At 61.1% G+C, this 25,038-nt stretch carries 21 protein-coding genes and 1 pseudogene; 9 read left to right on the forward strand and 13 right to left on the reverse strand.

Features of this window, described 5'->3' with window-relative positions:
- Positions 1-131 precede the first annotated feature (131 nt).
- Positions 132-761, forward strand: a complete 630-nt coding sequence (locus HXW87_RS03545; RefSeq protein ID WP_182403147.1) for a LysE family translocator — start codon at positions 132-134, stop codon at positions 759-761.
- On the opposite strand, the gene HXW87_RS03550 is transcribed toward HXW87_RS03545, so the two are convergent.
- The 7 genes from HXW87_RS03550 to HXW87_RS03580 are packed head-to-tail and all read right to left on the reverse strand — an operon-like array spanning position 758 to position 9,892.
- Complete coding sequence (locus HXW87_RS03550; RefSeq protein WP_239778440.1) at positions 758-2,890, reverse strand: hypothetical protein; 2,133 nt, start codon at positions 2,888-2,890, stop codon at positions 758-760. The genes HXW87_RS03545 and HXW87_RS03550 overlap by 4 nt on opposite strands.
- Positions 2,877-4,067: a DUF3142 domain-containing protein gene (locus tag HXW87_RS03555; RefSeq protein WP_239778441.1), complete on the reverse strand. Its 1,191-nt coding sequence runs from the start codon at positions 4,065-4,067 to the stop codon at positions 2,877-2,879. The genes HXW87_RS03550 and HXW87_RS03555 overlap by 14 nt, the downstream gene beginning before the upstream one ends.
- Positions 4,068-4,127: 60 nt before the next feature.
- On the reverse strand, positions 4,128-4,955 hold the full coding sequence (locus HXW87_RS03560; protein WP_047297362.1) for a class I SAM-dependent methyltransferase: 828 nt from the start codon (positions 4,953-4,955) through the stop codon (positions 4,128-4,130).
- Positions 4,949-6,103, reverse strand: coding sequence for an acyltransferase (locus tag HXW87_RS03565; protein ID WP_047297363.1), 1,155 nt, complete (start codon positions 6,101-6,103; stop codon positions 4,949-4,951). The genes HXW87_RS03560 and HXW87_RS03565 overlap by 7 nt, the downstream gene beginning before the upstream one ends.
- The gene (locus tag HXW87_RS03570; RefSeq protein ID WP_239778442.1) at positions 6,100-6,990 is read right to left on the reverse strand and encodes a class I SAM-dependent methyltransferase; all 891 of its coding nucleotides are present in this window, start codon (positions 6,988-6,990) and stop codon (positions 6,100-6,102) included. The genes HXW87_RS03565 and HXW87_RS03570 overlap by 4 nt, the downstream gene beginning before the upstream one ends.
- The gene (locus tag HXW87_RS03575) at positions 6,987-8,291 is read right to left on the reverse strand and encodes a glycosyltransferase (RefSeq protein ID WP_121182859.1); all 1,305 of its coding nucleotides are present in this window, start codon (positions 8,289-8,291) and stop codon (positions 6,987-6,989) included. Before HXW87_RS03575 ends, HXW87_RS03570 begins: the two co-directional genes overlap by 4 nt.
- Positions 8,285-9,892, reverse strand: a complete 1,608-nt coding sequence (locus HXW87_RS03580; RefSeq protein WP_239778443.1) for a glycosyltransferase — start codon at positions 9,890-9,892, stop codon at positions 8,285-8,287. Before HXW87_RS03580 ends, HXW87_RS03575 begins: the two co-directional genes overlap by 7 nt.
- A 427-nt stretch (positions 9,893-10,319) precedes the next feature.
- On the opposite strand from HXW87_RS03580, the gene HXW87_RS03585 reads away from it, so the two are divergent.
- Genes HXW87_RS03585 through HXW87_RS03620 form a run of 8 tightly spaced genes read left to right on the forward strand, consistent with a single transcriptional unit; the run spans position 10,320 to position 19,325 of the window.
- On the forward strand, positions 10,320-11,234 hold the full coding sequence (locus tag HXW87_RS03585; RefSeq protein WP_239778444.1) for a GDP-mannose 4,6-dehydratase: 915 nt from the start codon (positions 10,320-10,322) through the stop codon (positions 11,232-11,234).
- Positions 11,231-12,199 (forward strand): GDP-mannose 4,6-dehydratase, encoded by a 969-nt coding sequence (gene gmd, locus HXW87_RS03590; protein WP_047297367.1) that lies wholly within the window; start codon positions 11,231-11,233, stop codon positions 12,197-12,199. The genes HXW87_RS03585 and gmd overlap by 4 nt, the downstream gene beginning before the upstream one ends.
- Positions 12,200-12,202: 3 nt before the next feature.
- Complete coding sequence (locus tag HXW87_RS03595) at positions 12,203-13,645, forward strand: mannose-1-phosphate guanylyltransferase/mannose-6-phosphate isomerase (protein WP_182403153.1); 1,443 nt, start codon at positions 12,203-12,205, stop codon at positions 13,643-13,645.
- Complete coding sequence (locus tag HXW87_RS03600; RefSeq protein ID WP_047596956.1) at positions 13,645-14,442, forward strand: ABC transporter permease; 798 nt, start codon at positions 13,645-13,647, stop codon at positions 14,440-14,442. Before HXW87_RS03595 ends, HXW87_RS03600 begins: the two co-directional genes overlap by 1 nt.
- Positions 14,442-15,707, forward strand: a complete 1,266-nt coding sequence (locus HXW87_RS03605) for an ABC transporter ATP-binding protein (RefSeq protein WP_047297370.1) — start codon at positions 14,442-14,444, stop codon at positions 15,705-15,707. Before HXW87_RS03600 ends, HXW87_RS03605 begins: the two co-directional genes overlap by 1 nt.
- Positions 15,704-17,080: a glycosyltransferase family 1 protein gene (locus HXW87_RS03610; RefSeq protein ID WP_239778445.1), complete on the forward strand. Its 1,377-nt coding sequence runs from the start codon at positions 15,704-15,706 to the stop codon at positions 17,078-17,080. Before HXW87_RS03605 ends, HXW87_RS03610 begins: the two co-directional genes overlap by 4 nt.
- On the forward strand, positions 17,064-18,194 hold the full coding sequence (locus HXW87_RS03615) for a glycosyltransferase family 1 protein (protein ID WP_239778446.1): 1,131 nt from the start codon (positions 17,064-17,066) through the stop codon (positions 18,192-18,194). The genes HXW87_RS03610 and HXW87_RS03615 overlap by 17 nt, the downstream gene beginning before the upstream one ends.
- Positions 18,195-19,325, forward strand: a complete 1,131-nt coding sequence (locus HXW87_RS03620; protein WP_239778447.1) for a glycosyltransferase family 4 protein — start codon at positions 18,195-18,197, stop codon at positions 19,323-19,325.
- 114 nt (positions 19,326-19,439) lie between these two features.
- Here HXW87_RS03620 and HXW87_RS03625 read toward each other — a convergent pair whose 3' ends face one another.
- The 6 genes and pseudogenes from HXW87_RS03625 to HXW87_RS03650 all read right to left on the reverse strand — a co-directional run bounded on the left by HXW87_RS03625 (position 19,440) and on the right by HXW87_RS03650 (position 24,814).
- Positions 19,440-21,470, reverse strand: coding sequence for a pyridoxamine 5'-phosphate oxidase family protein (locus HXW87_RS03625; RefSeq protein ID WP_239778448.1), 2,031 nt, complete (start codon positions 21,468-21,470; stop codon positions 19,440-19,442).
- A 60-nt stretch (positions 21,471-21,530) separates the two neighbouring features.
- On the reverse strand, positions 21,531-22,157 hold the full coding sequence (locus HXW87_RS03630; RefSeq protein ID WP_131670793.1) for a glutathione S-transferase: 627 nt from the start codon (positions 22,155-22,157) through the stop codon (positions 21,531-21,533).
- Between the two features lie 102 nt (positions 22,158-22,259).
- The gene (locus HXW87_RS03635; protein ID WP_239778449.1) at positions 22,260-23,186 is read right to left on the reverse strand and encodes a LysR family transcriptional regulator; all 927 of its coding nucleotides are present in this window, start codon (positions 23,184-23,186) and stop codon (positions 22,260-22,262) included.
- A gap of 253 nt (positions 23,187-23,439) precedes the next feature.
- Positions 23,440-23,832, reverse strand: a complete 393-nt coding sequence (locus HXW87_RS03640) for a hypothetical protein (protein ID WP_140396033.1) — start codon at positions 23,830-23,832, stop codon at positions 23,440-23,442.
- A 107-nt stretch (positions 23,833-23,939) separates the two neighbouring features.
- Positions 23,940-24,499: pseudogene (locus HXW87_RS03645) on the reverse strand (arsinothricin resistance N-acetyltransferase ArsN1 family B).
- Between the two features lie 141 nt (positions 24,500-24,640).
- Positions 24,641-24,814, reverse strand: coding sequence for a hypothetical protein (locus tag HXW87_RS03650; RefSeq protein WP_230679402.1), 174 nt, complete (start codon positions 24,812-24,814; stop codon positions 24,641-24,643).
- Between the last annotated feature and the right edge of the window lie 224 nt (positions 24,815-25,038).

Genomic DNA, 25,038 nt, shown 5'->3' on the forward strand with positions numbered 1-25,038 from the left:
TGCTGGTCAAGGGGCCAAAAGAAAGCAGGTTATGCCAATCCTGTGGCTTTTTGAAGCTGACTTCGCAAGCACCTGCCCCGCCCTTGCGCCCTAAACTTTGCTCACCGAATCGACAACGAAAGGGCTGCGACATGACAAGTATCTGGCTGTTTTTTCTGGCATTGGCGGTGGTCTTCCTGTTGCCGGGGCCGGACATGATCCTGTTGCTGCAAACCGGTGCCCGCCAGGGTCGCGGTGCGGCGCTGGCAACCGCCGTTGGCCTGGCGATCGCCCGAGGCTGTCACGTGGCATTGGCGGCACTGGGTCTGGCGGCGCTGTTCAAGGCGGCGCCGTGGACGTTTGATATGGTGCGTCTGGCCGGGGCGGCGTACCTGCTGTGGATCGGCATTCAATGCCTGCGCAGCAGCTTGCTGCCGAACCTGAACACGCCCGCCGTGACACACGCCCAAGGACAATGGCGCGAGGCGATTCGCCGTGGCCTGCTGACCAATCTGCTCAATCCCAAGGCGTTGCTGTTCTGCTCGGTGCTGTTGCCGCAATTCATCGTCAATGACGGCGCAGCGGTACTGACCCAATTTGCCACCCTCGGCGTGTTGCTGGTGGGCGTCGGGCTACTGTTCGACAGCGCCTATGCCCTGACCGGCGCCGCATTGGGCCGTTGGCTGCAACACAGTCCAACCGCCCAACGCGTTCAGCAATGGCTGTTCGGCAGCCTGTTGATCGGCTTTGCCGTGCGCCTGGCGTTTATCCAGCAGGCTTAGGGCTTGCGTGCCTTGCGCCGACGACTAAGCAACACCAAGGCGCCCGCACTGAACAGCACCAGGACACCGACCACCGGCCATTTGTACGGACGCAACGTATTGCGTACGGCATCGGTCACCTGGGTGACGTAACGCTTGTCGGCGTTTTCGAAATCCGGGTACGGGCACTGATTGCCGAAGTCCACCGCCCAAGGCACGTACGGGCCTTCGTTGACGTAGCGTCGATACAACGCGCTCTGTTCTTCAAGGCTGCTGTTGAAACCGGCGGCATTGCACAACACCGCAGCAAACGCCTGACTGGTGTGCGGCAAGTTGTCGGCAGCCCGGCTGGCCAGCGCGGTGGCGACAAAACGGTAGTGATAACGCTCGTCCGGTTGCGCCTGGCTGGCCTTCTGGCGCTGGACTTCAGCCTCGGCCACCAGCGGCCCGACTTTCAGCTCGGTGTTTTCCAGACTGTAGCTGCCGCCGAACGTGGCGTAATCCGGCGCCATCTCGTAACCGAGAATGTCCATGCCCCATTCACGTGCGGTCCACGCCGCGTTGTACAAGGCGCTGGCGCGTTTGGTCGGCCACCACGCAGCGTCGGCCTTCATTCGTTGTTCGCCGTAGAGCCGGGCCTTGTGCTGCAGATCCGGATTGTCGAAATAGCCGACCGCTTCCTCGTAATGTCCTTCACGCAGCAAGCGCCGTCCCAGCAGATTGCGCAGGCTGGCGGCGACCGGCAGCGGCACGTAGTTGTCGCGCTGCTGTTGGGTCAATGCCGGCGGCGCCGGTACGTTGTCATCGACATAGCGCTTGAGCTCATCGACCCTCAGCACGCGCTCGGCCACCGTTGCCGCGTCGAACCAGTAGATGCTGTTGCTGCGATACAACTGCACGAACGCTTGCAGGTATTCGCCACGTTGCAGCGCGAGAATCGCGCTCTCACCCTCGACCCGGCATTTCGGCTGGACGGTTTCGAAGTCCCAGTCCGGGGTGCGCCGGTAGCCCCAATCCTCGCTCTGCGGGAAAGCCTGCGCAGCTTTGGCATAGGCGGCAGCCGCGGCATTTTTATCACCGTCACGCACCGCCAGCTTGGCCCGCAACCACCACGCCAATCCGCCGTCACCGGCATTCTCAAGGAAGGCTTTGGCGCTGGCGTAATCACCTTGTTGATAGTTCATGGCCGCCAGTCGATCGGCGTTTTCCAGGCTGCCACGGGTACTGTCCTGCAGCAGCTTGATCAGCTTCTTCTCGTTCGGCGGTTGTTCGTCGAACGACCAGCCCATCCGGCTGATCAACGAGGCGGTAACCAATTGCTGCACAGCCTTGCGCTCCAGCAACTTGGCCAGTTGCGGCTCGGGCAGTTCGGCCAGCTCATTCATCAGTTGTTTCAGCGAGGTATAACCCACGGCCGAGCCGTGCAGGTTCTGCGCTTCGTACAATTCGATGGCGCCGTTCCAGTCACCGGCGTTGCGCAGCACTCGCGCCTCCTCACCGAGACTGGCGACACCGAGTTCCAGAGGATCGCTGAAGCCATCGATGCTCAATTGTCGTGCCTGACGGAAGGCTGCGCGTGCGTCCTCCAGCACTTCGATGACATCGCCCGCCTCGGCACTCATGGCAAACCAGGCGCGGCCCAGGGAGTACGCCGCCCAAGTGCTGCGCAGCGGGCGCTGATCGGCCGGCAGCGCCAGCACTTTGTTGAAATATTCGACAGCCAGTGGATGATCGCCGGTGGCAAACGCCACCGCGCCGGCCACGTACAAACGGATTTCCGCTGGCAGACTGGCGCCCTGCGCCTCGACCTGACGCGCATCGGTCAGGCCACGCAGCTGCTTGACCAGCGCCTGTTGCTCGGCGCTCAGACCCACCTGTTCGGCTTTTTCGCGAAGCGCCGCAGGTTCGTTCCCGTCGCCGTACATGTCGTCGGGATTGTGCGTCGCGGCAGTAACGTTCTTCAGTCCGGCAATGGTTTTGCCGAGGCGGCTGATCTCGAAGTTGAAGTTGCCCTCCGGCAGCTCGGCCAGGCTTTGCCCACGATTGTCGAGCAGGCGCATCGGAAAGTCCGGGCCGCAGGCCAGCGCCGAACCCAGCGGCAGGCTGAGGCTCAGGCAGAGCAGATGGCGGGGCCAGTTACGGGTCAACATGCGAACCTCCTTGATCAATAAATGCACAGCGCGCCCAACCGATGGCGCGTTGTCCACCCGCCGGCAGACGACCGTCGCGCAGGCGGGTGAAGGTAAGCAGATCCGCGCTTTGTTGCAACGCGTAACCGGCGAGCGCATCGGCGCCCTCGCAAGCGCTGGCCTTGACGGTGATGCGCGTGGGCCAGGCACTATCGAGGTTACCGACATTGCGCAGGGCGATGTCCTGCAGACCATCGTGGTCGCTGAACGTCAGACCGAGCCGGCTGCTCAACGTATCGCCAAGGGCCACAGCGCGCAGCGTACTGAGGCTCCAGGCGCGACGATCATTGGCCAGCGGCAGACGAAACCAGATCAACCCGGCCAGATGTTCCGGGCGATCCTCGCGCATGTCACTGGCCAGTCGGCTCAATTGTTGAGGATCGGCGAGCAATTCGCGCCGCTGGCCGCCGCGCTCGAGTGGCACTTCACTTTCCACCACCGGAACGCCATCGGCATCCGGCAGCAGCGCCACGCCGTAGGCCGGCAGCGCCAGATAAAACGGTTTGTCGCTCACCCGCCCCCAGGCCTTGGCCCAGCGCCGCGCCTGCCCGGGGTCGAACAGACCACGACGCGGATCGCTGACCGCGTGCACCTGCAGCACACTGCTGTCGACGCTGGCCAGCAGTGCCGGCAGTTGCGAACTGTCGAGCCACGCCGGCAACGCAGTGATGCTCAGCGGCAAGTTGGCCGGCAATGCAACACGCAGACGCACGAGAAATTCGCTATACGCCGGCAGACGCGCATTACCGGCGTCGTGATCGATCTCGACCCCGCTCACCGTCAGGCCCTGCGCTTGCCAGTCAGCCAGCATCTGAAGGATCTGTGTGTTCACCTGTTGCTGATCGAGCGCCTTGAGCTGACCGTCGAGACGAACCACCGCAATCAGCGGTCGGCCATCGCGCTTGAGCAACGCCGCATCGATTTGCGCCCGATGCCAGCCGTCATTGGGGAATGCCTGCAAGGCCAGCACGCGCAATGTCGAGAAGCTCTCGCGGCTTTCGCGCAGGGCAGCGTCATGGGCCGGCGTCCATTGACGTTGCCAGATATAAAGTTGTTGATCGAGGGCGGGGGCATCCTTCCGCTCGCAAGCAGCGAGCAGCAGCGTTGCCGCGATCAAAATCGAAAAGCCGAACCGCATGAAATGCTTATTCCCTGCCAATACAAAAATGCAGGGTACACAAATCCCTGGAGGAGCGACTCAAGGCTTGCGGGCAATGATCACCTGACTCTTTGCCACGACCGCGTCCAGCGCCTGCTTGATCTGCGCACCACGGGGCGAATCGAGCACCGCTTGCCAGGTGTTGGCCCAATGTTCGAGCAACGGGTGATCAGGGTTGCTGAAATCGACCTTGGCTTCCCAGAACAACAGCATCCACATCGACCAGTAAAAACCGTACTGGCTGTGGCTGATGATCTCCAGCCCGGCGTCGCTGACCAGCGTCTTGAACTGATCTTCACTGATGATGCGAATGTGGTTGGGCTTCTGGAAATACTCCGGCGCCGCAATGTCCTTCTGCAAATCTTCCGAGCTTGGGTGCGGCACGCTCAGCAGGTACAGCGCACCGGACTGACCGACCCGCACCAGCTCGGCGAGAAACTGCGCCGGGTCGTCGACGTGCTCGATGACTTCGGTGGAGACCACTCGGGTAGCGGTGCCGTCGGCGATCGGCAACGGATTACAGTCGGTGACATGACACTCGACGCTGCGCGCCGGGGTATCGCTCAGGCGTTGGCGGGTGGCCTCGACCTTGGCGCCGTCGATGTCGGCGATGATGATCTTCGCCCCGCGCATGCCGCAAAAATGCACGTTGCCGCCGTCACCACAGCCGACATCGAGCAAGGTGTCATCGGCAGTCACCGGGAAGCCCTTGAACAGCTCGCCGGTCTCCTGGTTGAACCAGCCGCTGAGCTTGGCATCGTAGAGACCGAGCATGTACGGATCGACCTTGTCCGCCACCGGGGCGACGGGTTGCGCGGGGGCCGGTGCAGGCGTCGCCGCCGTGAGTTTTTTCAATAGGCTCAGCATGAGGTGGCTCCGGGGGTTGAAACGGCAGTTCGGGACGTGTCGAGGCGCCGCACCAGGGCGGCACCGCGATTGCGCATCGGCATTTCGATGAAGCGGTAGTTCAGCTCGCTGAGCAGCACGATCAGGCCGAAGGCGATCAGCAAGGTGAGAATCGGGTGCCCGGCCGGGCTCGGCAAATCGGCAGCCTGCAGCCGGAAAATCAGCTCCCGCACCAGCAGGTAGGCCGGGATATGAATCAGGTAAATGCCGTAGGAACGACTGCCGATCCACGCCATCAGCCGCTGCAAATGGCCCGCCGGCAGCAGGTAATCGCGGTTGTAAGAAGCAATCCACACCAGCAGCGCGCCGAGCACGGCAATCGAGCCGATGCGGTAAGGCGCGAAGGTGAAACGGTCGGTGGCCATGAAACTCATCAGCAGTGCCACGCCGATCAGCACTGATACCCCGGCCCACGGCCGCCGCAGAAACGTCGGCTGCCAGCGCTGCCAGGAAGGTTGCGCGCTCCACAGCGCCAGCAGCACGCCGAGCGCCAGGGCATCAGTGCGCACCACCATCAGCAACGGCGTGCGCAAGGTGAACAGTTGCACCGCCACCAGCGCCAGCAAGGCCCAGACCAGATGTTTGCGGCACAGCACAATCAGCAGCGGGAACAGCAGGTAGAACTGCTCCTCCAGCGCCAGGCTCCAGTAGACAAAACTGCTGCCGTATTCGTAATGAAAAAAGCTGTCGGCAAAACGGAAATTGGCGTACTGCAACACCCCCGCCAGCGTCGCCTGCAAGTTGGCGTGCAAGCTGCCAAAGGCCCCGGAGCGGTTGAGAAACACGCACGCCAGCAGGATCAACGCCAGCCACAACCAGGCCGACGGCAACAGGCGAAACACCCGGCGCAGCCAGAAATTGCGCGTCTGCTGCCAGCACTCCTGACGCGTCGTGCAGCCTTGCAGCGCGGGGATCAGACTGCGCGCGATGACGAAGCCGGAGATCGCGAAAAACAGATCAACGCCCCACCACGGTTGCGCCCAGGCATGAATGTTCTCCAGCAGCGGCACCGTGTCGGTGAACAGGCTGCCCTGCAAGTGATGGAACAGCACGCCGAGCACGGCGATGGCACGCAGCACCTCGATGTCCATGATCCGCCTGGCGCTCATGGCTGGTCCCCGGTGCAGGTTTCGCCAGCCAGCGGTTTGCGGGCGATGATCACCTGGCTCTTGGGCATGAAGCGGTCGAGCATCTGCTTGATCGCCAAACCGTCGGGCTGCGCCAGCAGGTCTTGCCAGGTCCGTGCCCAGCTTTCCATCAGCGGCGGATACGGCGCCTGAATCCGGTCGCGTACCGCGCCACCGAGGTCCCGGCCGGCAGCGCGTTCGCTGGCCCAGAAGAAGATCATGCCCATCACCCAGAAGAAGCCGCTGGCCTGCCGATGCTCGATCACCAGCCCGGCGTTCTCCACCAGTTCGGCAAAGCGCTGCTCAGTGAAAATCTGCACATGATTGGGCGTCTGGTAATAACTGGCCGGGGCGATGCCTTGTTGCAGGTGCTCGCCCACCGGCGCCGGCACACTCAGCAGATACTGCGCACCGGGGCGGCCCATGCGCACCAGTTCGGCCATGAACGGTTCCGGCTGGTCGATGTGCTCCAGCACTTCCATGCACACCACTTTGCTCGCGCAACCGGCGGCCAGCGGCAATGGCAGGCTGTTGCTGACCAGCCCCAGATTCGGCTTTGTGCTCTGCGCCTCAACCTGCCGGGCCAGATCGCGAACCTTGTCATGTTCGCTGTCGGTGAAAATTACCGAGGCGCCATGCCGCACAGCGAACAGCGTCGCCACGCCCTCGCCGCAACCGACGTCGAGCAAGGTGTCGTCAGCCGTGATCGCGAAGCCCTTGAGCAACTCGCCGCTGCCCGGCAAAAACCAGCCGTCGAGAATCGCGTCATGCAACCCCACATCCCGTGGCGAGACCTGCGCGCTTGGCGCAGGTGCAGGTGCAGCAGGCGACGGAACCGGGAGCAAGCGTGCGAGCAGACGCCGGATCATGCGCCCGAGGCTTCCACGGGGAACGGCTTGAGGGCCTGCGCACGCTGCGCAAAAAACCTCCGCAGACGTTCTTCTGCACTCGCCTGACTGCAGAACTTCTGCAGGTTGTGAACGGCATGCCCGGACATTCGCGCATAGCGTTCGACGTCGTTTTTCGCCACCTCATAACTGTCGCGGTACGCAGCGCACAACGAGTCCCAATCGGTCATGTAGCGCAAGGTACGGTAAGCCGCGCGTGGGTCGTGAGGCCAAGCCGTAAGCTCGTCGGTGGAATCAACGATGAACGCGTTGTCGCTGTCGACGTAATCGGCCATCGCCGTGTTCAGCGGGGCGATCGCCGGTTTGCCGCAGGACATGAACTCCATCAGCGGCAGGCACTGCCCTTCGCCATAGGAGCTGTTGACCACATAGCTGGTGGCCTGCACCAGCGCTTCGTAGTCGGCGTCCGCCAGATAACCGTGGATCAGCACGATCCGGCACTGGTAGGACTGGTTCTTGTACAGGTGATGCAGCATGTCATTCAGGGCATTGGCGATGTCATGGTGCGTGAGCTTCAGCACCAATGTCGCATCGGCGACGTCACGGAACGTGGTGCAGAAGGCACTGATCATGTCCTGCCAGTTCTTGCGCCCGTCGTACGGGTTGAACACCGAGGTGTAGACCACGCCGTCCAGTTGCAGCTGGCAGTCCTGCGGTGGCCCGGCAAACGACATTGGCGTGCCTTCGCGCAACCCCGGCGGACCGTATGCGCGCAGATCCACCGTGCGGCTGTCGAGCAACAGGCCACGCAACTTCAACTGCACCGCTTCGACCACAGGTTGCTTGCGCAACTGCGCACCGCGTGCGGCAAAACGGTCCCAGACTGGCGCGGGTATCGCGCAGATCGGATAGTCCGCGCCCATCACGTCGCAGACTGCGTTCACCGTGAAACTCGAATGGGTAATCGCCATGCCGCAGGCGTTCAACACCACGCGCCAGTCGTGACGTGGCTCGCCGTGCCAGCTTTCGGTGGGGATGGTGCTGAATTCCCAGGCAAATACCGGGATGGTCGGGCAGGCGTAATGAATCGGTGTGCGATGCGGCGGCGAGAACGACAGGAACACGCACGCTTCGCCACGGCTCAGACAATCGAAGTACAGGCGATCAACCAGTTCGTCCGGGTTGCTCACTTCAATGACTTGCCCAAGGCGTTCCAGCACCGGGCGGAATTCCTTGAGCACGAAGTAATAGCTGTACTCGGGCCGGCCGAGGTTCTGCTGGATGTTGCTCTTGTTGGTTTCCGAATGAATGATGATCAGCATGATGCAGTCCCCGCTTCGGCGATCAGCTGTGGGCTTGCACTCGGCGTCAGTTGAAAAAACTGCGCCAGACGCTGCTGCACCGGAGCAAAACTGCAGTACTCGCGCATGCGCTCATTGGCCGCCAGGGCCATGGCCTGATAAGCCACCGGATCGTTTTTGGCCATGGCGTAACTGTTTTCGTAGGCGGTTTTCAACGAGCCCCAATCCGGACGATGGCGCAGGGTGCGGTAGAGGATCCGCACGTCATCCGGCCAGATCGTCGGCTCACGGCCGGACTTGACGATGAAGCCGACGCGCTCGTCGATGTAGTCGTGCATTGCCGTGTGGTCCGGCGCGATCACCGGACGAGCGCAGGACATGAATTCCATCAGTGGCAGGCACAAACCTTCGCAGCGGGACGCGTTGACGTAGAAACTGGCAGCACCGTACAGCCTGGCGAACTCTTGGTCTTCCAGGTAGCCGTGCATGACCACCACCCGGCAGGCGAAAGGCGACAGCTGCGACAACAAGGTAATCAGGTGCACGTAGTAAGTCGCCAGATCGTTCTGCGTCATCTTCAGCACCAGCGTGGCATCTTCGACATCGCGCATGGCCCAGCAGAACGCCGTGATCAGGTGATGCCAGTTCTTGCGTCCGTCTTCAGGGTTGAACACGCTCACATAGACCACACCGCTGACCTCGGTCTGTACCGTGGCACTGATGTCCGGCAGGCTGGCCTGCGGATGCTCGACCACCGGCGGTGTTTCGACGATGACGGCCGGCGGCAACGGCTCGGGGGCCGGGCTACGTAACCGGAAGAGCTGGCGGCGCAGGGCGAGCGGCAGCAAGTCGCGAACGGCTTCGCGATACCACAGCAACAGATTGTGCTTGAGCAAAAACAGCGGCCCGTGGTCAGACGAGGTCGCGGCGGCGCGATAACTTTCGCGCAGGTAGTGTTTGGTGATGAACGCACGTCGGCGCAAGGTCAGTGGCGGTAATGGCGCTGCTTCGGGCGTAACCACCGCGTCGGGCTGCGGCTCCTGCACATCGACAGCGGGTGCGATCAGCCCATCGGCGGACAACCCGAGCGTGCGGCTATCGATAATGCAGCCCTTGATCTGCAACACCGTGCCTGGGTTGACCGGCGCAGCAGGGTACTGCTGGCGCACCCCGGCAAACCCTTCCCACAACGGTGTCGGCAATACCAGGACCGGGAAATCTTCGCCCATGGTCCGGCGAATGGCTTGTGCCGTGTGACTGGACAACGTGATCGCCCGACCGTGGCGGGCCAGGATCTGGCTCCAGTCATGCCGGGCATCTTCATGAGGGTCATCCGGGATCGAGTCGTACTCCCACGCGATCACGCAGACCACGGGGCATTGCAGGTCGGTCGGGGTTTTATGCGGCGGCGCAAACGAAAGAAAAAGGCAGTCCTGACCGGCCAGTTGCAACTGCCGATACAACGGGTCGACTTCGGCCGCCGACGACACGACGTGCACCTGTCCAAGGCTTTCCAGCACAGGACGGTAGGCCTTGAGCACGAAGTAATAGCTGTATTCCGGACGCCCCAGACTCTGGCTGATGGAGCGGTCATTGACGTCCGAGTAAAGAATGAAATTCATGGCATCCCACGGTGACACCACCATCCCGGCAGTTTCACGCTATGACGGCCAGGCGCTGAATCGAGTCGGGATCACCGCTGCTCGTCCTTCGTCCTGAGCTCGTCTTCGTTCTTGTTTTAGTGGCTGGTTTCACCCTGTTGCGCAACAACCCCGGCGAACCTGGGGAGATGGCGACGAGGGCCATTCTAAACACATCCTTTGCGAATCCGGGAACCGCCCGACAAGAATAAATAGGGCTACGCTGACGAGAACTGACCGGTCACGGTTTGCGCTGTTGAAATTGCCGATCATTTGGCACAGATTGGTAACAAATAACTACAACAACGACTTTGCCGATTGTCCTGCCGGTCTTTCTCATCCGGCCTGACAGACTTTTCCCCAAAGCCTATGGGAAAGTGGCGAAGGTTAAAGACCAAGGGGTCAGTGTTTGAAAAAGCGTCTGTTCATCACGGGCCTCAGTGGGTTCGTGGGACAACATCTCCAGTCGCATCTGGAACAGCCTGGCTCGACGTGGGAACTGCTGCCTGCGGCGGCGCCTTACGATCTCACGGCTGCGACCAGCCTCACCGATCTGTGGCCACAATTGCCCGACGCGGTGATTCACCTGGCCGGTCAGACCTTCGTTCCCGAAGCTTTCCGTGACCCTGGCCGAACGCTCGAAACCAATCTGCTCGGTACCCTCAATCTGTTACAGGCCCTCAAGGCCCGCGGTTTTCGCGGGACGTTCCTGTATGTCAGTTCCGGCGACGTCTATGGACAAGTCGACGAGAGCGCCCTGCCCATTACCGAACTGCAACCGCCCTGCCCGCGCAATCCATACGCGGTGAGCAAACTGTCGGCAGAGTTTCTCAGCCTGCAGTGGGGCCTGAGTGAAGGCTGGCCAGTGCTGGTGGCGCGGCCGTTCAATCACATCGGCAGCGGGCAGAAAGACAACTTTGTCATCGCCAGTGCTGCACGCCAGATCAACCGCATCAAACAAGGCCTGCAAGCCGCGCAACTGGAAGTCGGCGACATTGACGTCACGCGCGATTTCCTCGATGTCGGCGATGTGATCTCGGCGTATTTCGCTCTGCTGGAAAAGGGTACGCCGGGGCAGGTCTACAACATTTGCTCGGGCCGCGAGCAAAGCATCCGCAGTTTGATCGAGCAAATGGCCGACCTTGCCGAGGTCGACCTGCAACTGGTCCAGGATCCGGCGCGCATGCGCCGCGCGGATCAGCGTCGCGTTTGCGGCAGTCATGCAAGGCTTGCCCAAGTCACGGGATGGGCGCCGAAAATTACAACACAACAATCCCTGCGGGCGATCCTGTCCGACTGGGAGCAGCGAGTACGACAAGAATGAAAAGTGCACTGATCACAGGGATCACCGGCCAGGACGGCGCTTATCTGGCCAGACTGCTGCTCGACAAGGGCTACAAGGTTCATGGTCTGGTCGCACGGCGCAGCAGCGATTCACGCTGGCGCCTGCGCGAGATGGGCGTCGAAGGCGACATCGTCTACCTGGACGGTGACATGGCCGATGCCTGCTCGGTGCAGCGCGCGGTGATCAAGTCGGCGCCGGACGAGGTCTACAACCTGGCCGCACAAAGCTTCGTCGCCGCGTCCTGGAATCAACCGGTGACCACCGGCATCGTCGATGGCCTGGGCGTGACCCACCTGCTCGAGGCGATCCGCCAGTTCAGCCCGCACACCCGTTTCTATCAGGCCTCGACCAGCGAAATGTTCGGTCTGATCCAGGCTGAGCAACAGGACGAGAACACGCCGTTCTACCCGCGCAGCCCCTATGGTGTCGCCAAGCTCTACGGCCACTGGATCACCGTCAACTACCGCGAAAGTTTCGACCTGCACGCCAGCAGCGGCATCCTGTTCAACCACGAATCGCCACTGCGCGGCATCGAATTCGTGACGCGCAAGGTCACCGACGCCGCTGCCCGGATCAAACAGGGCAAGCAGCAGGAACTGGCCCTGGGCAACATCGACGCCAAACGCGACTGGGGCTTTGCCGGTGACTACGTCGAAGCCATGTGGCTGATGCTGCAGCAGGACAAACCTGACGATTTCGTGGTCGCCACCGGCATCACCACCACCGTGCGCGAGATGTGCCGCATCGCTTTCGATCACGTCGGTTTGAACTACCGCGATTACGTGAAGATCGACCCGGCGTTCTTCCGCCCCGCCGAAGTCGAAGTGCTGCTCGGCAACCCGGCCAAGGCGCAGCGCGTGCTGGGCTGGAAACCGAAAACCGACCTCGACACCCTGATCCGCATGATGATGGATGCGGACATGAAACGCGTCGCCAAGGAGTAGGCCATGCTGATCCCCGTGATTCTGTCCGGCGGCGCCGGCACTCGTCTGTGGCCGGTGTCCCGCGAGGGCCATCCCAAGCCGTTCATGACCCTGCCCGACGGCCAGTCGCTGCTGGGCAAGACCTATCAGCGTGCCGCCGCATTGCTGGACGGCTGGGGCGACATCGTTACGGTGACCAACCGCGAATACTACTTCCAGAGCAAGGATCACTATTGCGCCGCCCACGTATCGCGCCATCGTGGACACTTCCTGCTGGAGCCGACCGGGCGCAACACCGCCCCGGCGATTGCTGCGGCGGCCTTGTCACTGCAAGCGTTGCACGGTGACGACGCGATCATGGTGGTGATGCCCGCCGACCATTTGATCGTTAATCAGCAAGCCCTTAAGAGCGCCGTCGAACACGCGGTCAACCTGGCGAAGGACGGTTATCTGGTGACCTTCGGCGTACTGCCGACCGCCCCGGAAACCGGCTTCGGCTACATCGAAACCGGCGCGCCACTGGATGCCAAAGGCGCGGCAAAAGTGCAGCGTTTCGTGGAAAAGCCTGACCTGCAAACCGCCACGCATTATTTGGAAAGCGGCAACTTCCTGTGGAACTCTGGCATGTTCTGCTTCACCACCGCGACCCTGATCAACGAGCTGCAATTGCACGCACCGGAGTTGCTGGAGCAGACCCGCGCCTGCATGGAGGCCAGCGCCCCGGTGGAAACCGTCGGCTGTCTGCAACAGGAACTGTCAGCAGCGCTGTTCGCTGAGATCACCGACATCTCCATCGATTACGCGTTGATGGAACGCTCGGACAAGGTCGTGGTGGTGCCCGCCGGTTTCGACTGGAGCGACATCGGTTCATGGGGCGCCGTGGCAGCACTGGTACCGGCCGATGCCGACAACAATCGCGCCAGCGGCGAAGCGGTGTTCATCGACAGTCACAACAACTTCGTGCAGAGCGAAGGCCGGCTGGTGGCCGCCGTGGGTGTGGATAACCTGATCATCGTCGACACCGCCGACGCCGTGCTGGTGGCCCACGCCGATCGTGCCCAGGATGTGCGGCGCGTCGCCAAGCAGCTCAAGGACAAGTCCCACGAAGCCTACCGCCTGCATCGCACGGTCAGCCGTCCGTGGGGCACCTACACGGTGCTAGAGGAAGGCCCGCGCTTTAAGATCAAGCGCATCGTGGTCAAGCCCGGCGGCAAGCTGTCACTGCAAATGCACCATCACCGCAACGAACACTGGGTGGTGGTCGAAGGCATGGCCAAGGTCACCAACAACGGCAGCGGCACGCATCTGGTGGCCAAGAACGAATCGACGTTCATTGCCGCCGGGCACCGCCATCGCCTGGAAAACCCCGGCGTGATCGACCTGGTGATCATTGAAGTACAAAGCGGCGAATACCTGGGTGAAGACGATATCGTGCGCTTCGAAGACCAATACGGCAGGACGGTTTGATGCTGCTTTCCCTGTATCGCTCGCTGCGCAGCTACCGCGGATTCATCCTCGGCAGCGTCAAGCGGGAGTTTCAGGCGCGTTATCGCAATTCGCTGTTCGGCGCGCTGTGGACCGTGCTCAACCCGTTGTCGATGATCGTCGTGTACACGGTGATCTTTTCCCAGATCATGCGCGCGCGCCTGCCGGGTGTGGATGACGGCCTGGCCTACAGTGTGTACCTGTGCGCCGGCCTGCTGACCTGGGGACTGTTCGCGGAAATCACCTCGCGCAGCCAGAGCATGTTTCTGGAAAACGCCAACCTGCTGAAGAAAATCAGCTTCCCGCGGATCTGCCTGCCGGTGATTGCGCTGCTCAACGCCGGGATCAACTTCGCGATTATCCTGGCGCTGTTTTTCGGTTTTCTGCTGATCAGCGGGCGCCTGCCCGGCATGGCTTTGCTGGCGCTGATTCCACTGTTGCTGGTGCAGGTGATCTTCGCCGCCGGGCTGGGGATGATCCTCGGCATCCTCAACGTATTCTTCCGCGATGTCGGACAGATGTTCGGCATCTGCCTGCAATTCTGGTTCTGGCTGACCCCCATCGTTTATCCACTGTCGATCCTGCCGCCGGGCATCCAGCACCTGATCAGCCTGAACCCGATGACGGCACTGATGACCAGCTACCAGAACGTGTTCCTCTACAACCAGTGGCCGAACTGGCCGTCGCTGCTGCCGTTGCTGATCCTCGGCCTGCTGTTCTGCGCCATGGCCCTGCGCCTGTTCCGGCAACGTGTCGGCGAAATGGTGGATGAACTCTGATGGGACATATACGCGTCAGCGGCCTGGGCAAGGCCTACAAGCAATACCCCAATCGCTGGAGCCGGTTGTTCGAGTGGCTGGTGCCGTTTTCCGGCACCCGGCACCACTTGCACTGGATCCTGCAGGACATCGATTTCGAGATTCAGCCCGGCGAAGCCGTCGGTATCGTCGGGGTCAATGGCGCGGGCAAAAGTACGCTGCTGAAGATGATCACCGGCACCACGCAACCCAGCTGCGGGCAGATTCAACTGCAAGGTCGCGTGGCCGCGCTGCTGGAACTGGGCATGGGTTTCCACCCGGATTTCACCGGGCGTCAGAACGCGTTCATGGCCGGCCAGTTACTGGGCATGCAGGTCGAAGAGATCGAAGCCTTGATGCCGCAGATCGAAAGCTTTGCCGAAATCGGCGAAGCCATCGATCACCCGGTGCGCACGTATTCCAGCGGCATGCAGATGCGCCTGGCTTTCAGCGTTGCCACCGCACGTCGTCCGGACATCCTGATCGTCGATGAAGCGCTGTCGGTGGGCGATGCCTACTTCCAGCACAAAAGCTTCGAGCGCATCCGCAACTTTCGCAAGGCTGGCACCACGCTGTTGATCGTGTCCCACGACCGTTCGGCGATTCAGTCGATCTGCGACACCGCAATCCTGCTGGAGAACGGCCGCCTGGCCATGAGGGGCAAACCCGAAGAGGTCATGGATTACTACAACGCCATGCTCGCCCAACGCGAAGGGCAGATCGTGCGCCAGGAAATGCTCGCCAACGGCCAGGTGCAGACCATTTCCGGGACTGGTGAAGCGGGGATCGTCAGCGTGCGCCTGCTCGACGCTCAAGGGCGCAGCCTGGAAGTGGCGGAAGTCGGCCAGCCAGTGGTGCTGGAAGTGCAGACCGAGGTGCGCGAAGACATCGAGCGTCTGGTGTTGGGCTTTCTGATCAAGGATCGCCTCGGCCAGGCGATCTACGGCATCAATACCCATCGCCAGGACCAGGCGATCAGCGACCTGAGCGCCGGTGAACAGGTGACATTCCGCTTCGCCTTCGATATGCGCCTGGGCAAGGGCAGCTATTCGGTGGCGCTGAGCCTGTCGCGTCTGGATTCGCATCTGGATCGCAATTTCGAATGGCGCGATTACGGTCTGGTCTTCCACGTCATCAACAACCGTCAGGAAGACTTTGTCGGTTGCTCATGGCTGCAGGCCCGGACCGAGATCAGCCGCTCCAGCGAACACCCGGCGCAGCAGGCAGACAAGGAGATCTCGCGATGACACGACTGTTGATGGAGTGCACCTACGTTTTCGAACACCCGTCCGCCAACTCGGGCATTCAACGCGTGGTGCGCAACGTCATTCAACAGTTGCCAGAAACCAACGCCGAGCGCGAATGCATCCCGGTGGTGATGCTCGACGGTGCCCTGTATGAGGTGAAAAGCCTGGCGCCGATCAAAACCCCGACAATCAATCTGACCAGCCTGCGGGTGAAGCTGGAACAGTGGGCCAACAGCTTCTGGTTGCGCCATCGCGCTCTGGAACGACGCCGGCCTTTCAGCCAGTCGCATTTCGCCCGGCGAGTGCTGTACGTGCTCTGCCGGCTCATGGCGTTTGCCTGTTTCAGCCTGCCGATGCGCGTACTCGGGCGCCTGCTCAAGGGCAAACCGATCCCCGAGCGTTGTGTGCCGTTGCAACATCGGGCCGGCGATCAACTGGTGTTGCTCGATTCCTCCTGGCACGCCAACTTTTTCCCCTTGGCCGAACAACTCAAACGCGATGGCGTGGGTATCGTTTCGGTAATCTACGACCTGATCCCGCTGACCCATCCGCAGTTTTGCGACGCGGGTCTGGTCAAGGTGTTCAATGACTGGTTCGACTGGATTGCACGCACGGCCGATGGCTATGTCGCGATCTCGACCACCATTCGTGATCAGGTGCGCCAGGAGATGTTGCGCCGGATCGGCACGCAACAGGTCCAGCAGCGCTGGTTCGACTACTTCCACCTGGGTTCCGAACTGGACCTGACCGACGCCGCAGCCGAGGTCGATCGCAACCTGCTGAACCTGTTCAAGACCCCGGAGCCGGTGTTCCTGATGGTCAGTACCATCGAGCCGCGCAAGAACCACGCCTACCTGCTCGATGCCTTCGAACGTGCCTGGGCGGCTGGCTCCACGGCGCGCTTGTGCATCGCCGGGAAAATCGGCTGGAAGTGCGAGGCGCTGATCGAGCGGATCCGCCAGCATCCACAACTGAACCGTCGCCTGTTCATGTTCAACTCGCTGTCGGACAAAAGCCTTGAGCATGCCTACTCCCACGCCACCGCGCTGGTATTCCCGTCGCATGTTGAAGGGTTCGGCCTGCCGCTGGTGGAAGCCATGCAACGCGGCTTGCCAGCGATGGCCAGCGACATTCCGGTGTTCCGCGAAATCGGCGGCGATTACATGGCGTATTTCGACCTGCACAATCCGCAGAGCCTTACCGACCTGGTGCTCGGGATGGAGCGCTCGGGTGAGTTTCCGGCATCTCTGAGCCTCGACCAATGGCGTTGGCTGAGCTGGCGCGAAGCAAGCGCACAACTGGTGCAGCGTATCGAGCGCAACCTGAACCATCCACTGCCCGCATCCGAAGGCCAGCATGCGCATTGCTCTTAACGCGCGGATTCTTCAGGCGCCACGCACTGGCATCGGCCACTACGTCGCCGAACTGGTCCGCGCCTTGCGCGACACAACCGATGTCGAAGTGGCGTTGTTCCACGGCTGGGGCTGGAGCTCGGCCCTGCCGGAAGCGGCCATGCCCGGCTACTCGCGCCTGACGCCACTGCTGCGGCAGATCCCCGGGGCCTATCAGGCGCGGCGCTGGCTGGAACAGAAACGTTTCGATCAGGGCCGCACGCAAGGCATCGACCTGTATCACGAGCCGAGCCTGTGGCCGCTGGCCTTCGATGGCCCGACCGTGATCACCCTGCACGACCTGACCCATCTGCACTTTCCTGAGACCCAGCCCTTGGCGCGCCTCAAGGAAATCGAACGGCGTCTGGCGGCTGGCGTGCAACAGGCGCAACGGATCATCACCGACTCGCAGGCGATTGCCGACGAGGCCCAAGCCTGGTTCGGTCTGCCGGCCGAGCGTTTTGTGGTGGCGCCACTGGGTGTGGCCGAACGCTTCCACCCACGGCAACCCGACGCCCTCGAAGCGGTGCTCAAGGCACATGCCGTTGCCCCGCGCGAATATTTCCTGTGTGTCGGCACTCTGGAGCCGCGCAAGAATCTGAGCCTGGCATTGCGCGCCCATGCCCTGCTGCCGGAGGCCGTGCGCCAGCGTTTTCCACTGCTGATCGTCGGCATGGCCGGTTGGCAGCAGACGCAGTTCAGCGATGAGCTGCGCCAGGCCCTCGCGTCGGGTCACGTATGCCTGCTCGGCTATCTGCCGGATGAACAGGTCGCGCAACTGCTGGCCGGCGCCCGGGCGCTGGTGTTTCCGTCGCGGTATGAAGGCTTCGGTTTGCCGGTACTTGAGGCCATGGCCAGCGGCACCCCGGTGATTCTCACCCGTTCTTCAGCCATGCCGGAAGTCGCCGGCGCGGCGGGCAACTACATTGAAGCTGATGATGCACAGGGCTTGCGTGATGCGCTGATCCGCCTGATCGACGATCAAGCGCATTGGCAGGCCTGCCGAGAAACCGGATTGCACAGGACGCGGCTATTTTCCTGGGAACGTTGCGCACAGGCCACCGCCGGTGCCTACCGCCAGGCCATGGGAGGCTGAATGCGAGTTCTTCATTTTTTCAAGACGTACCTGCCAGATTCGGTCGGCGGCATCGAACAAGTGATCTTCCAGCTCTGCGAAAGCGGCGCGCATCACGGCATCGATGGTCAGGTGCTGACCCTCAGCGCCGACCCGACCCCTCCCGTGATGCAACTCGGCTCACACGAAGTGCATCGCGCCAGACTCGACATCCAGTTCGCCTCCACCGGGTTTTCCTGGAGCGTGTTCAAACAGTTTCGCGAACTGGCGGCCGAAGCCGATGTGATCAACTACCACTTTCCTTGGCCCTTCATGGACCTGGTGCACTTTGCCAGTGGCCTGAACAAACCGAGCGTGGTGACCTATCACTCCGACATCATTCGCCAAAAACATCTGCTCAAACTCTACCGCCCGCTGATGAACCGCTTCCTGGCCAGCGCCGACCGGATTGTCGCGGCCTCGCCGAACTACCTGCACACCAGCGACGTGTTGCAGCAGTTCCAGGACAAGACCCGGGTGATTCCATACGGTTTGAACAAGGCGGGTTATCCACAGGCCGACAGCGACCGCATGAATCGCTGGCGCCAACAGCTTGGGGACAAGTTTTTCCTGTTCGTCGGGGTCATGCGTTATTACAAGGGTCTGCACATCCTGCTCGATGCCTTGAAGGACGTGGATTATCCAGTGGTCATCGTCGGTGCCGGGCCGCTGGAACTGGAACTGCATGCTCAGGCTGCCGCGCTGGGACTGCGTAATATCCACTTCCTCGGGCGTCTGGGCGATGAGGACAAGGTCGCCCTGCTGCAACTGAGCTACGCCATCGTATTCCCATCGCATCTGCGCTCCGAAGCGTTTGGCATTTCGCTGCTCGAAGGCGCGATGTACGGCAAACCGATGATCTCCAGCGAGATCGGCACCGGCACCAGCTACATCAATATCCACAACGAAACCGGGTTGGTGGTGCCACCGAGTCATCCACAGGCGTTTCGCGAGGCGATGCGTACCCTCTGGGAAAACCCCGAACGCGCGGCGGCCATGGGCATCAAGGCCGAGGCGCGGTACCGGCAGTTGTTCACCGCCGACGAGATGGGCCGCAAGTGGACCGCGTTGTATCAGGAGCTGCTCGAAGAGAAAGACCTGTCTTACGCCTGATCCACCACAACACATCAATCCTCTGTAGGAGCTGCCGCAGGCTAAGATCTTTTGATTGTAAAAACCCAGGATCAAAAGATCTTAGCCTGCGGCAGCTCCTACAGGGGAATTGCGTTACAGATCCAGCACCAGCAATTGTTCGCTCTGCGCCGGCACCGCGCAGCAAATTAGCACCTGCCCCGCTTCCGGCATGTCCGCCGGGGGCTGTGGATAATTCACCGCGCCACTGACCAGGCGTGTCTTGCAGGTGCCGCACGAACCTCCCCGGCAACTGAACTCGGGGCGCAGGCCACGGCTTTCTGCGAGCTCCAGCAGACTGCCGCCGTCCGGCTGCCAGCGCGCCTCCTTGGCAGAACGCTCGAACATCACCGGCACTGACGTGATCGCGGCCGGTGGCTGCTCGATGACCACCGCATCCGGGTCCGGCAGGCGCTTGAGCGTTGACGGGCCGAAGGTTTCGGCGTGAATCCGTGCGTCGCGAATGTCCAGCTCGCGCAGACCGTCGTAGACACCTTGGGTGAAAGCGCCGGGGCCACACACAGCAAAATCGATCTGGTCGTAATCCTCGACCTCCAGCAGATCACGCAGCAGTGCCCCGTCGATACGCCCACGGCGGTCGAAATCCACGCCTTCATGCACGTCGGCTTCCGGCTGGCTGAGCAGGCGAATCACCCGCACCGCGTCGCCAGCACTTTCCAGCAAGCGATCAAGTTCCTGGCGAAATGGCTGATCGGCCAGGCTGCGCGAACTTTGCAGCAACCACGTCGGCCGAATCCGCCGAGTGCGCAGGCCTTGATACACCACCTCGCGCAGCATCGACAGCAACGGTGTAATGCCAACCCCCGCCGCCAGCAGCACCAACGGCCGTTGTTCCAGCGGCACCACTGTGAAGTGCCCCTGTGGCGCCCGTGCCTCAAGAACATCGCCGACCCGGATCTGCTGGTGCAAATGGCCTGAGATCAAGCCCTCGCGTTTCACACTGATGCGCAGGAAATCATCCGATGGCGCACTCGACAGGCTGTAGGTGCGGATATGCGTTTCCCCGTTCAGAGTGAAGCGCAGCGGCAGATGCTGGCCGGCCTGAAACACTGGCATCCCTGCACCGTCGTCCGGTTGCAGATAGATCGAGCGGATGTGCTGGCTCTCCCTTTCGATACGGGTTACCCGCAGCGGCCGCCAGCGGTCACCGAGAGCCTTGGCCTGCAGACGTGCGTCCGCCTGGGCCCAGGTGCCGGTCAACAGGCTGGTGGGCGACATACCGTCGAAGCGCCAGCGCAGGGCCAGTGCCGCCGGACGCCGCACGAGTTTCTCGACCTCGAATGTCCACAGACGCTCGGCGCCCTGGAACGCTTCAATCTGCGGCCCTTCAAGGATGATTTCGGTCCGCCCGCTCAGTTGCAGCACATCGCCTGTGGAAAAGTCGATGAACAGCAGACCAGCCTTGGGATTGAGCAGCAGATTACCGAGCGTGTTGAAGTGCAGGTTGCCGGCAAAATCCGGGATGGTCAGGCGATTACCTTCGACCCGGACAAATCCGGCTTGCCCGCCACGATGGGAAACATCCACCGCACGTTGTCCGTCGGCATCGACGTAACTGGCGACAAAGAAGGTGTCGGCGCCTTCGATCATCGCCCGGGCCGCGTCATCAAGACCGTTGCCGTGCTGCGCTGGCCGCGTCTGCGGATCGCTCAGCGGTACGCGCTGGAACTGGCGTAGCTGGATGTATTGCGGACAGTTGCCGAAAGCCTGATCCACGCTCACCTCGAAACCCTGCTCGGTGAGATTGGCGACATGACCGTTGAGGCGATTGCGGCGACGGGTATGCAATTCAATGCCGAGCAATCCGATCGGTTCGCCATTGCGCAATTGCGCTGGATCATCAGCAGCGGGTTGGCTGGCGAAATGCAGATGCCCGGGATCAGGCGAATGAGCAAACCCTGGCGCGCCTTCGAGCACACTGGCCCATGGACGCCCGTCACCATCGACCGCGCCGTACAGCATGAACGGCAATTGCTCATAAAAGCCGCGGTGTTGATCCGGCATCCAGTCGCGAATCACTTTTCGGCCAAAGGCCTCCATGCGCTCGGCAACGCCGACATGGGCCTGCAGTTGTTGCTCGCCAGCGTGCCACGGTGAACGTTCCATCACGCCTCTCCCCGCGCCGCCGGCGCATTGTGGATAACTCGATCAGATCAGGGCTGAACCTCAGGCAGTCTTTTGCAGACCAGCGACCGTGCGCGGCATGCCGACAAAACCGGGCAAGGCTTCAACCCGCGCCAGCCAGGCACGCACGTTGGCGTAGTCGTCCAGCGCCACGTTGCCTTCCGGCGCATGGGCGATATAACTGTAGGCGGACACGTCGGCGATGGTCGGCTCGCTGCCGGCAAGATAGGGGGTCTTGCCCAGTTCCACGTCCATCACTTTGAGCAGGTTGTGCGCACGGGTAATCGCTTCTTCAGCATTCAACTGTGCGCCAAACACCGTCACCAATCGGGCAGCAGCAGGTCCGAAAGCAATCGGTCCGGCAGCGGCGGACAACCAGCGCTGCACCCGTGCCGCACCCAGCGGATCGGTCGGCAGCCAGCGACCATTGCCATACTTGAGCGCCAGGTACACCAGAATCGCGTTGGAGTCGGCCAGCACTACGCCGTCATCGTCGATCGCCGGCACCTGGCCGAAACTGTTGATCGCCAGATACGGCGCCTGCTTGTGTTCACCCTTGGCCAGATCGACCAGAATCAGTTCGGTCGGCAGTTGCAGCAGGGACAACATCAGCTCCACCCGATGGGCGTGGCCGGAACGCGGGAAGTTGTAGAGTTTGATCGCTTGCATGGTCGACTCCGCTGGAGGTGGCGCCGTTCGGGATGGCAGCGCCGATGGAGGCCATCTTCCCCCCATCCTCAAAGCAACAGAATCACCAGCAATCGCAATCGATTATTTCACTGGATGAAATAACGCCGCGTTCTGCAGCGCCGGATGCTCTCGCAAGGCTTTCACTGCATGGTCTACAAAGCTGCGCACCCGCGCCGGTGCCTTGCGTCCGCCCTGATACACCACATGGATCGGCAGCGGCGGCAGTTCGAAGTCGGCGAGGACAATTTCCAGCTCGCCGCAGGCCACCTTGCCGGCGACCTGATAAGACAACACCCGGGTCAGCCCCAAGCCCAGACAGGCCGCAGTAATCGCCGCCTGATTAGCGGTGACCACCAGCCTCGGTTCAGGCCGCACGCTGATCGCTTCGCCCTGGTCCACAAACGGCCAACTGCGCAACTGGCCGATGGCCGAGGTCGCCACCACCGGCGCGCCGGCCAGCGCCTGTGGATGCTCGGGGCGGCCGTACCGGGCCAGATAGGCCGGCGACGCACAGATCACCCGTCGCACTTCGCCAACCCGGATCGCGTGCTGATTGCTGTCCGGCAACTCACCGATGCGCACCGCGACATCGATGCCCTCCTCGACCATGCTCACCACCCGATCAACCAACAGCGCATTGATCGAAACGTCCGGGTATTGCGTCAGATAAGTCGTCATCAGCGGTGTGACGAACAGCTCCCCGAACAATACCGGCGCAGTCACCGTCAATTGCCCACGGGGCTGGGCGTGACTGCCGGCCGCCGAATCCTCGGCTTCCTGCACCTCGGCGAGAATTCTCCGACAGTCTTCCAGATAACGCTGACCCGCTTCGCTCAGATGCACACTGCGCGTGGTACGAATCAGCAACTGCGTACCGATGCGCTGCTCCAGCGCTGCAACCGCGCGGGTGACACTGGCGGCGGACAAGCCAAGGCGTCGCGCCGCTGCCGAGAAGCCCTGCTCCTGAGCCACCGTGGCGAAGATCTGCATTTCCTGGAATCGGTCCATGGATGCCCTCGAGTCGGATACAAAAATCGCAGCCGAGGCTGCGATTTTTGCGGGTCTGGGTACCAACAACATAGTTTGACACAACCCATCGCGTAAATCGGGGTCTGTAGGATGATTCGCGATAAAGACAACAGCAACATAGATTGACACAGATGGGCTGCGCTTCAAATACAGGGCCGGGCTGCTCCCAACATAGTGTGACACCAACAACTGAAGTAAGCGGTCAGGAGGGGAGCAGCATAATCTGCGGTCTTCAGCACAAGCTCAGTGCGATGTCTAAATCTGTGCGCAACCTACGGCCGGCTCCCATAAGCACATAAACCGTATTTTTCGTCTCAAACAAGCAGTTGTGAGTGAAGGAAACCCCCAACGTTGATCTGACCCAATCACCAGGCGCAAAACGACCTTTTCTATCTTGGATAACCGTCAATGCGTAAACCAAGGCAGGGATAAGCCCTCTATCGGTGATGGCTATTCGTTGACGTGTTGTAACTTCGAGATCCAAGATTACCCAATCAGCAACAAGGCAATATGCACGGGAAGGAAAATGCAGACCTGCGAATGTCACTGCATCTAAATCGGGGAGTGGGCACCCGTTTATGTTTTCGCCTGCGGAAAGCAGCGAGGTAAACGCCGCCAAATTCATTCATCCCTCCAGCCGGTCGGTAAACTGACTCGAACGTGAATCATCCATAAGCATAGCTCTCAGCGAACAGCCTGGTACCGATGGCGACGAATAGTAGCCAGGTCGCCTCACACCTGGTTTCTCAACTCTCCCTTTATCTCACTGAACGGGATGATTTCTATTGGCGGCGTCACAGCACAAATCGGTTTACGCCAATAATCCACGCTATGCCATTGGCCGTGCTTGAACCCAACCTCTGGGTAGGTGCCGATGTGGGTGAACCCGAGTGCTTCATGGATACCTATACTTCCTGCGTTGGGTAAGGCAATGCCGGCATAGGCTGCATGAATCCCCTGTTTCTCTAGAACTGGTAGAAGCTGCTGATAAAGCGCACGACCAACCCCTTTTCGGTGCACAGCCGGATCAACATACACGGTGACATCCGCCGACCATCGATAGGCTTCTCTCGCTCGATGCTCGCTTGCGTAAGCGTATCCAACGACGTTGCCCTCCACCTCGGCTACCAGATAGGGATGCGGCGGTAGTGTTGCGGTTATTCTTGATGCCATCTCATCAACAGTCGGTGGTATCAGCTCGAACGAGATGACTGAGTTCAAACCATTGGAGCATAGATAATCTGGATGGCAGGGGCATCAGATGGTGTAGCAACCCTCACTTTGTAATTCATGTCTTTCCTTACTGCCCCTTTAAAAAATCGCGTTTGAAAGGCTGAACCACCTTAAGGCCTAGCCCTTCAGGATGTCGCGATAGGAACGTGAACTACGCCTTGAGCGGGCTTACCGCATCCACGAACCGTAGAGAGCATCGTTCAGTGAATTGTGAGCTTTTGCTCATGGGGACTAGGCTGCGGGATATCCACGACAACGTCTTTAGCACCGAGAACCTTCGCCAGGAACAGCGCCGTTAACCCACCGAAAAACTGCGCGATGATGAACAGCGCTACGTCTGACATCCGTATCCCCGAGAATGTATTGGTGAACACGCGAGCAATCGTCACCGCCGGATTCGCACTTAAAAACCAGTCGGACCCTACGCATGCGCTTCAAGTTTAAATCATGCCGCCCGTCAGGAGACACATGCGAAGATTCGTTGTAAATAGGAGCCACTCATCGGTGGGTATGTGCCGCAGAAATATTTTTTTGAAAAAAAATACAGACATTACAGAATTGTAATTCTTCAATCATCTCCCTGTTATCTTCAAATTGC

The sequence above is a fragment of the Pseudomonas sp. Y5-11 genome (assembly GCF_022368695.1).
Taxonomy (GTDB): domain Bacteria; phylum Pseudomonadota; class Gammaproteobacteria; order Pseudomonadales; family Pseudomonadaceae; genus Aquipseudomonas; species Aquipseudomonas parakoreensis.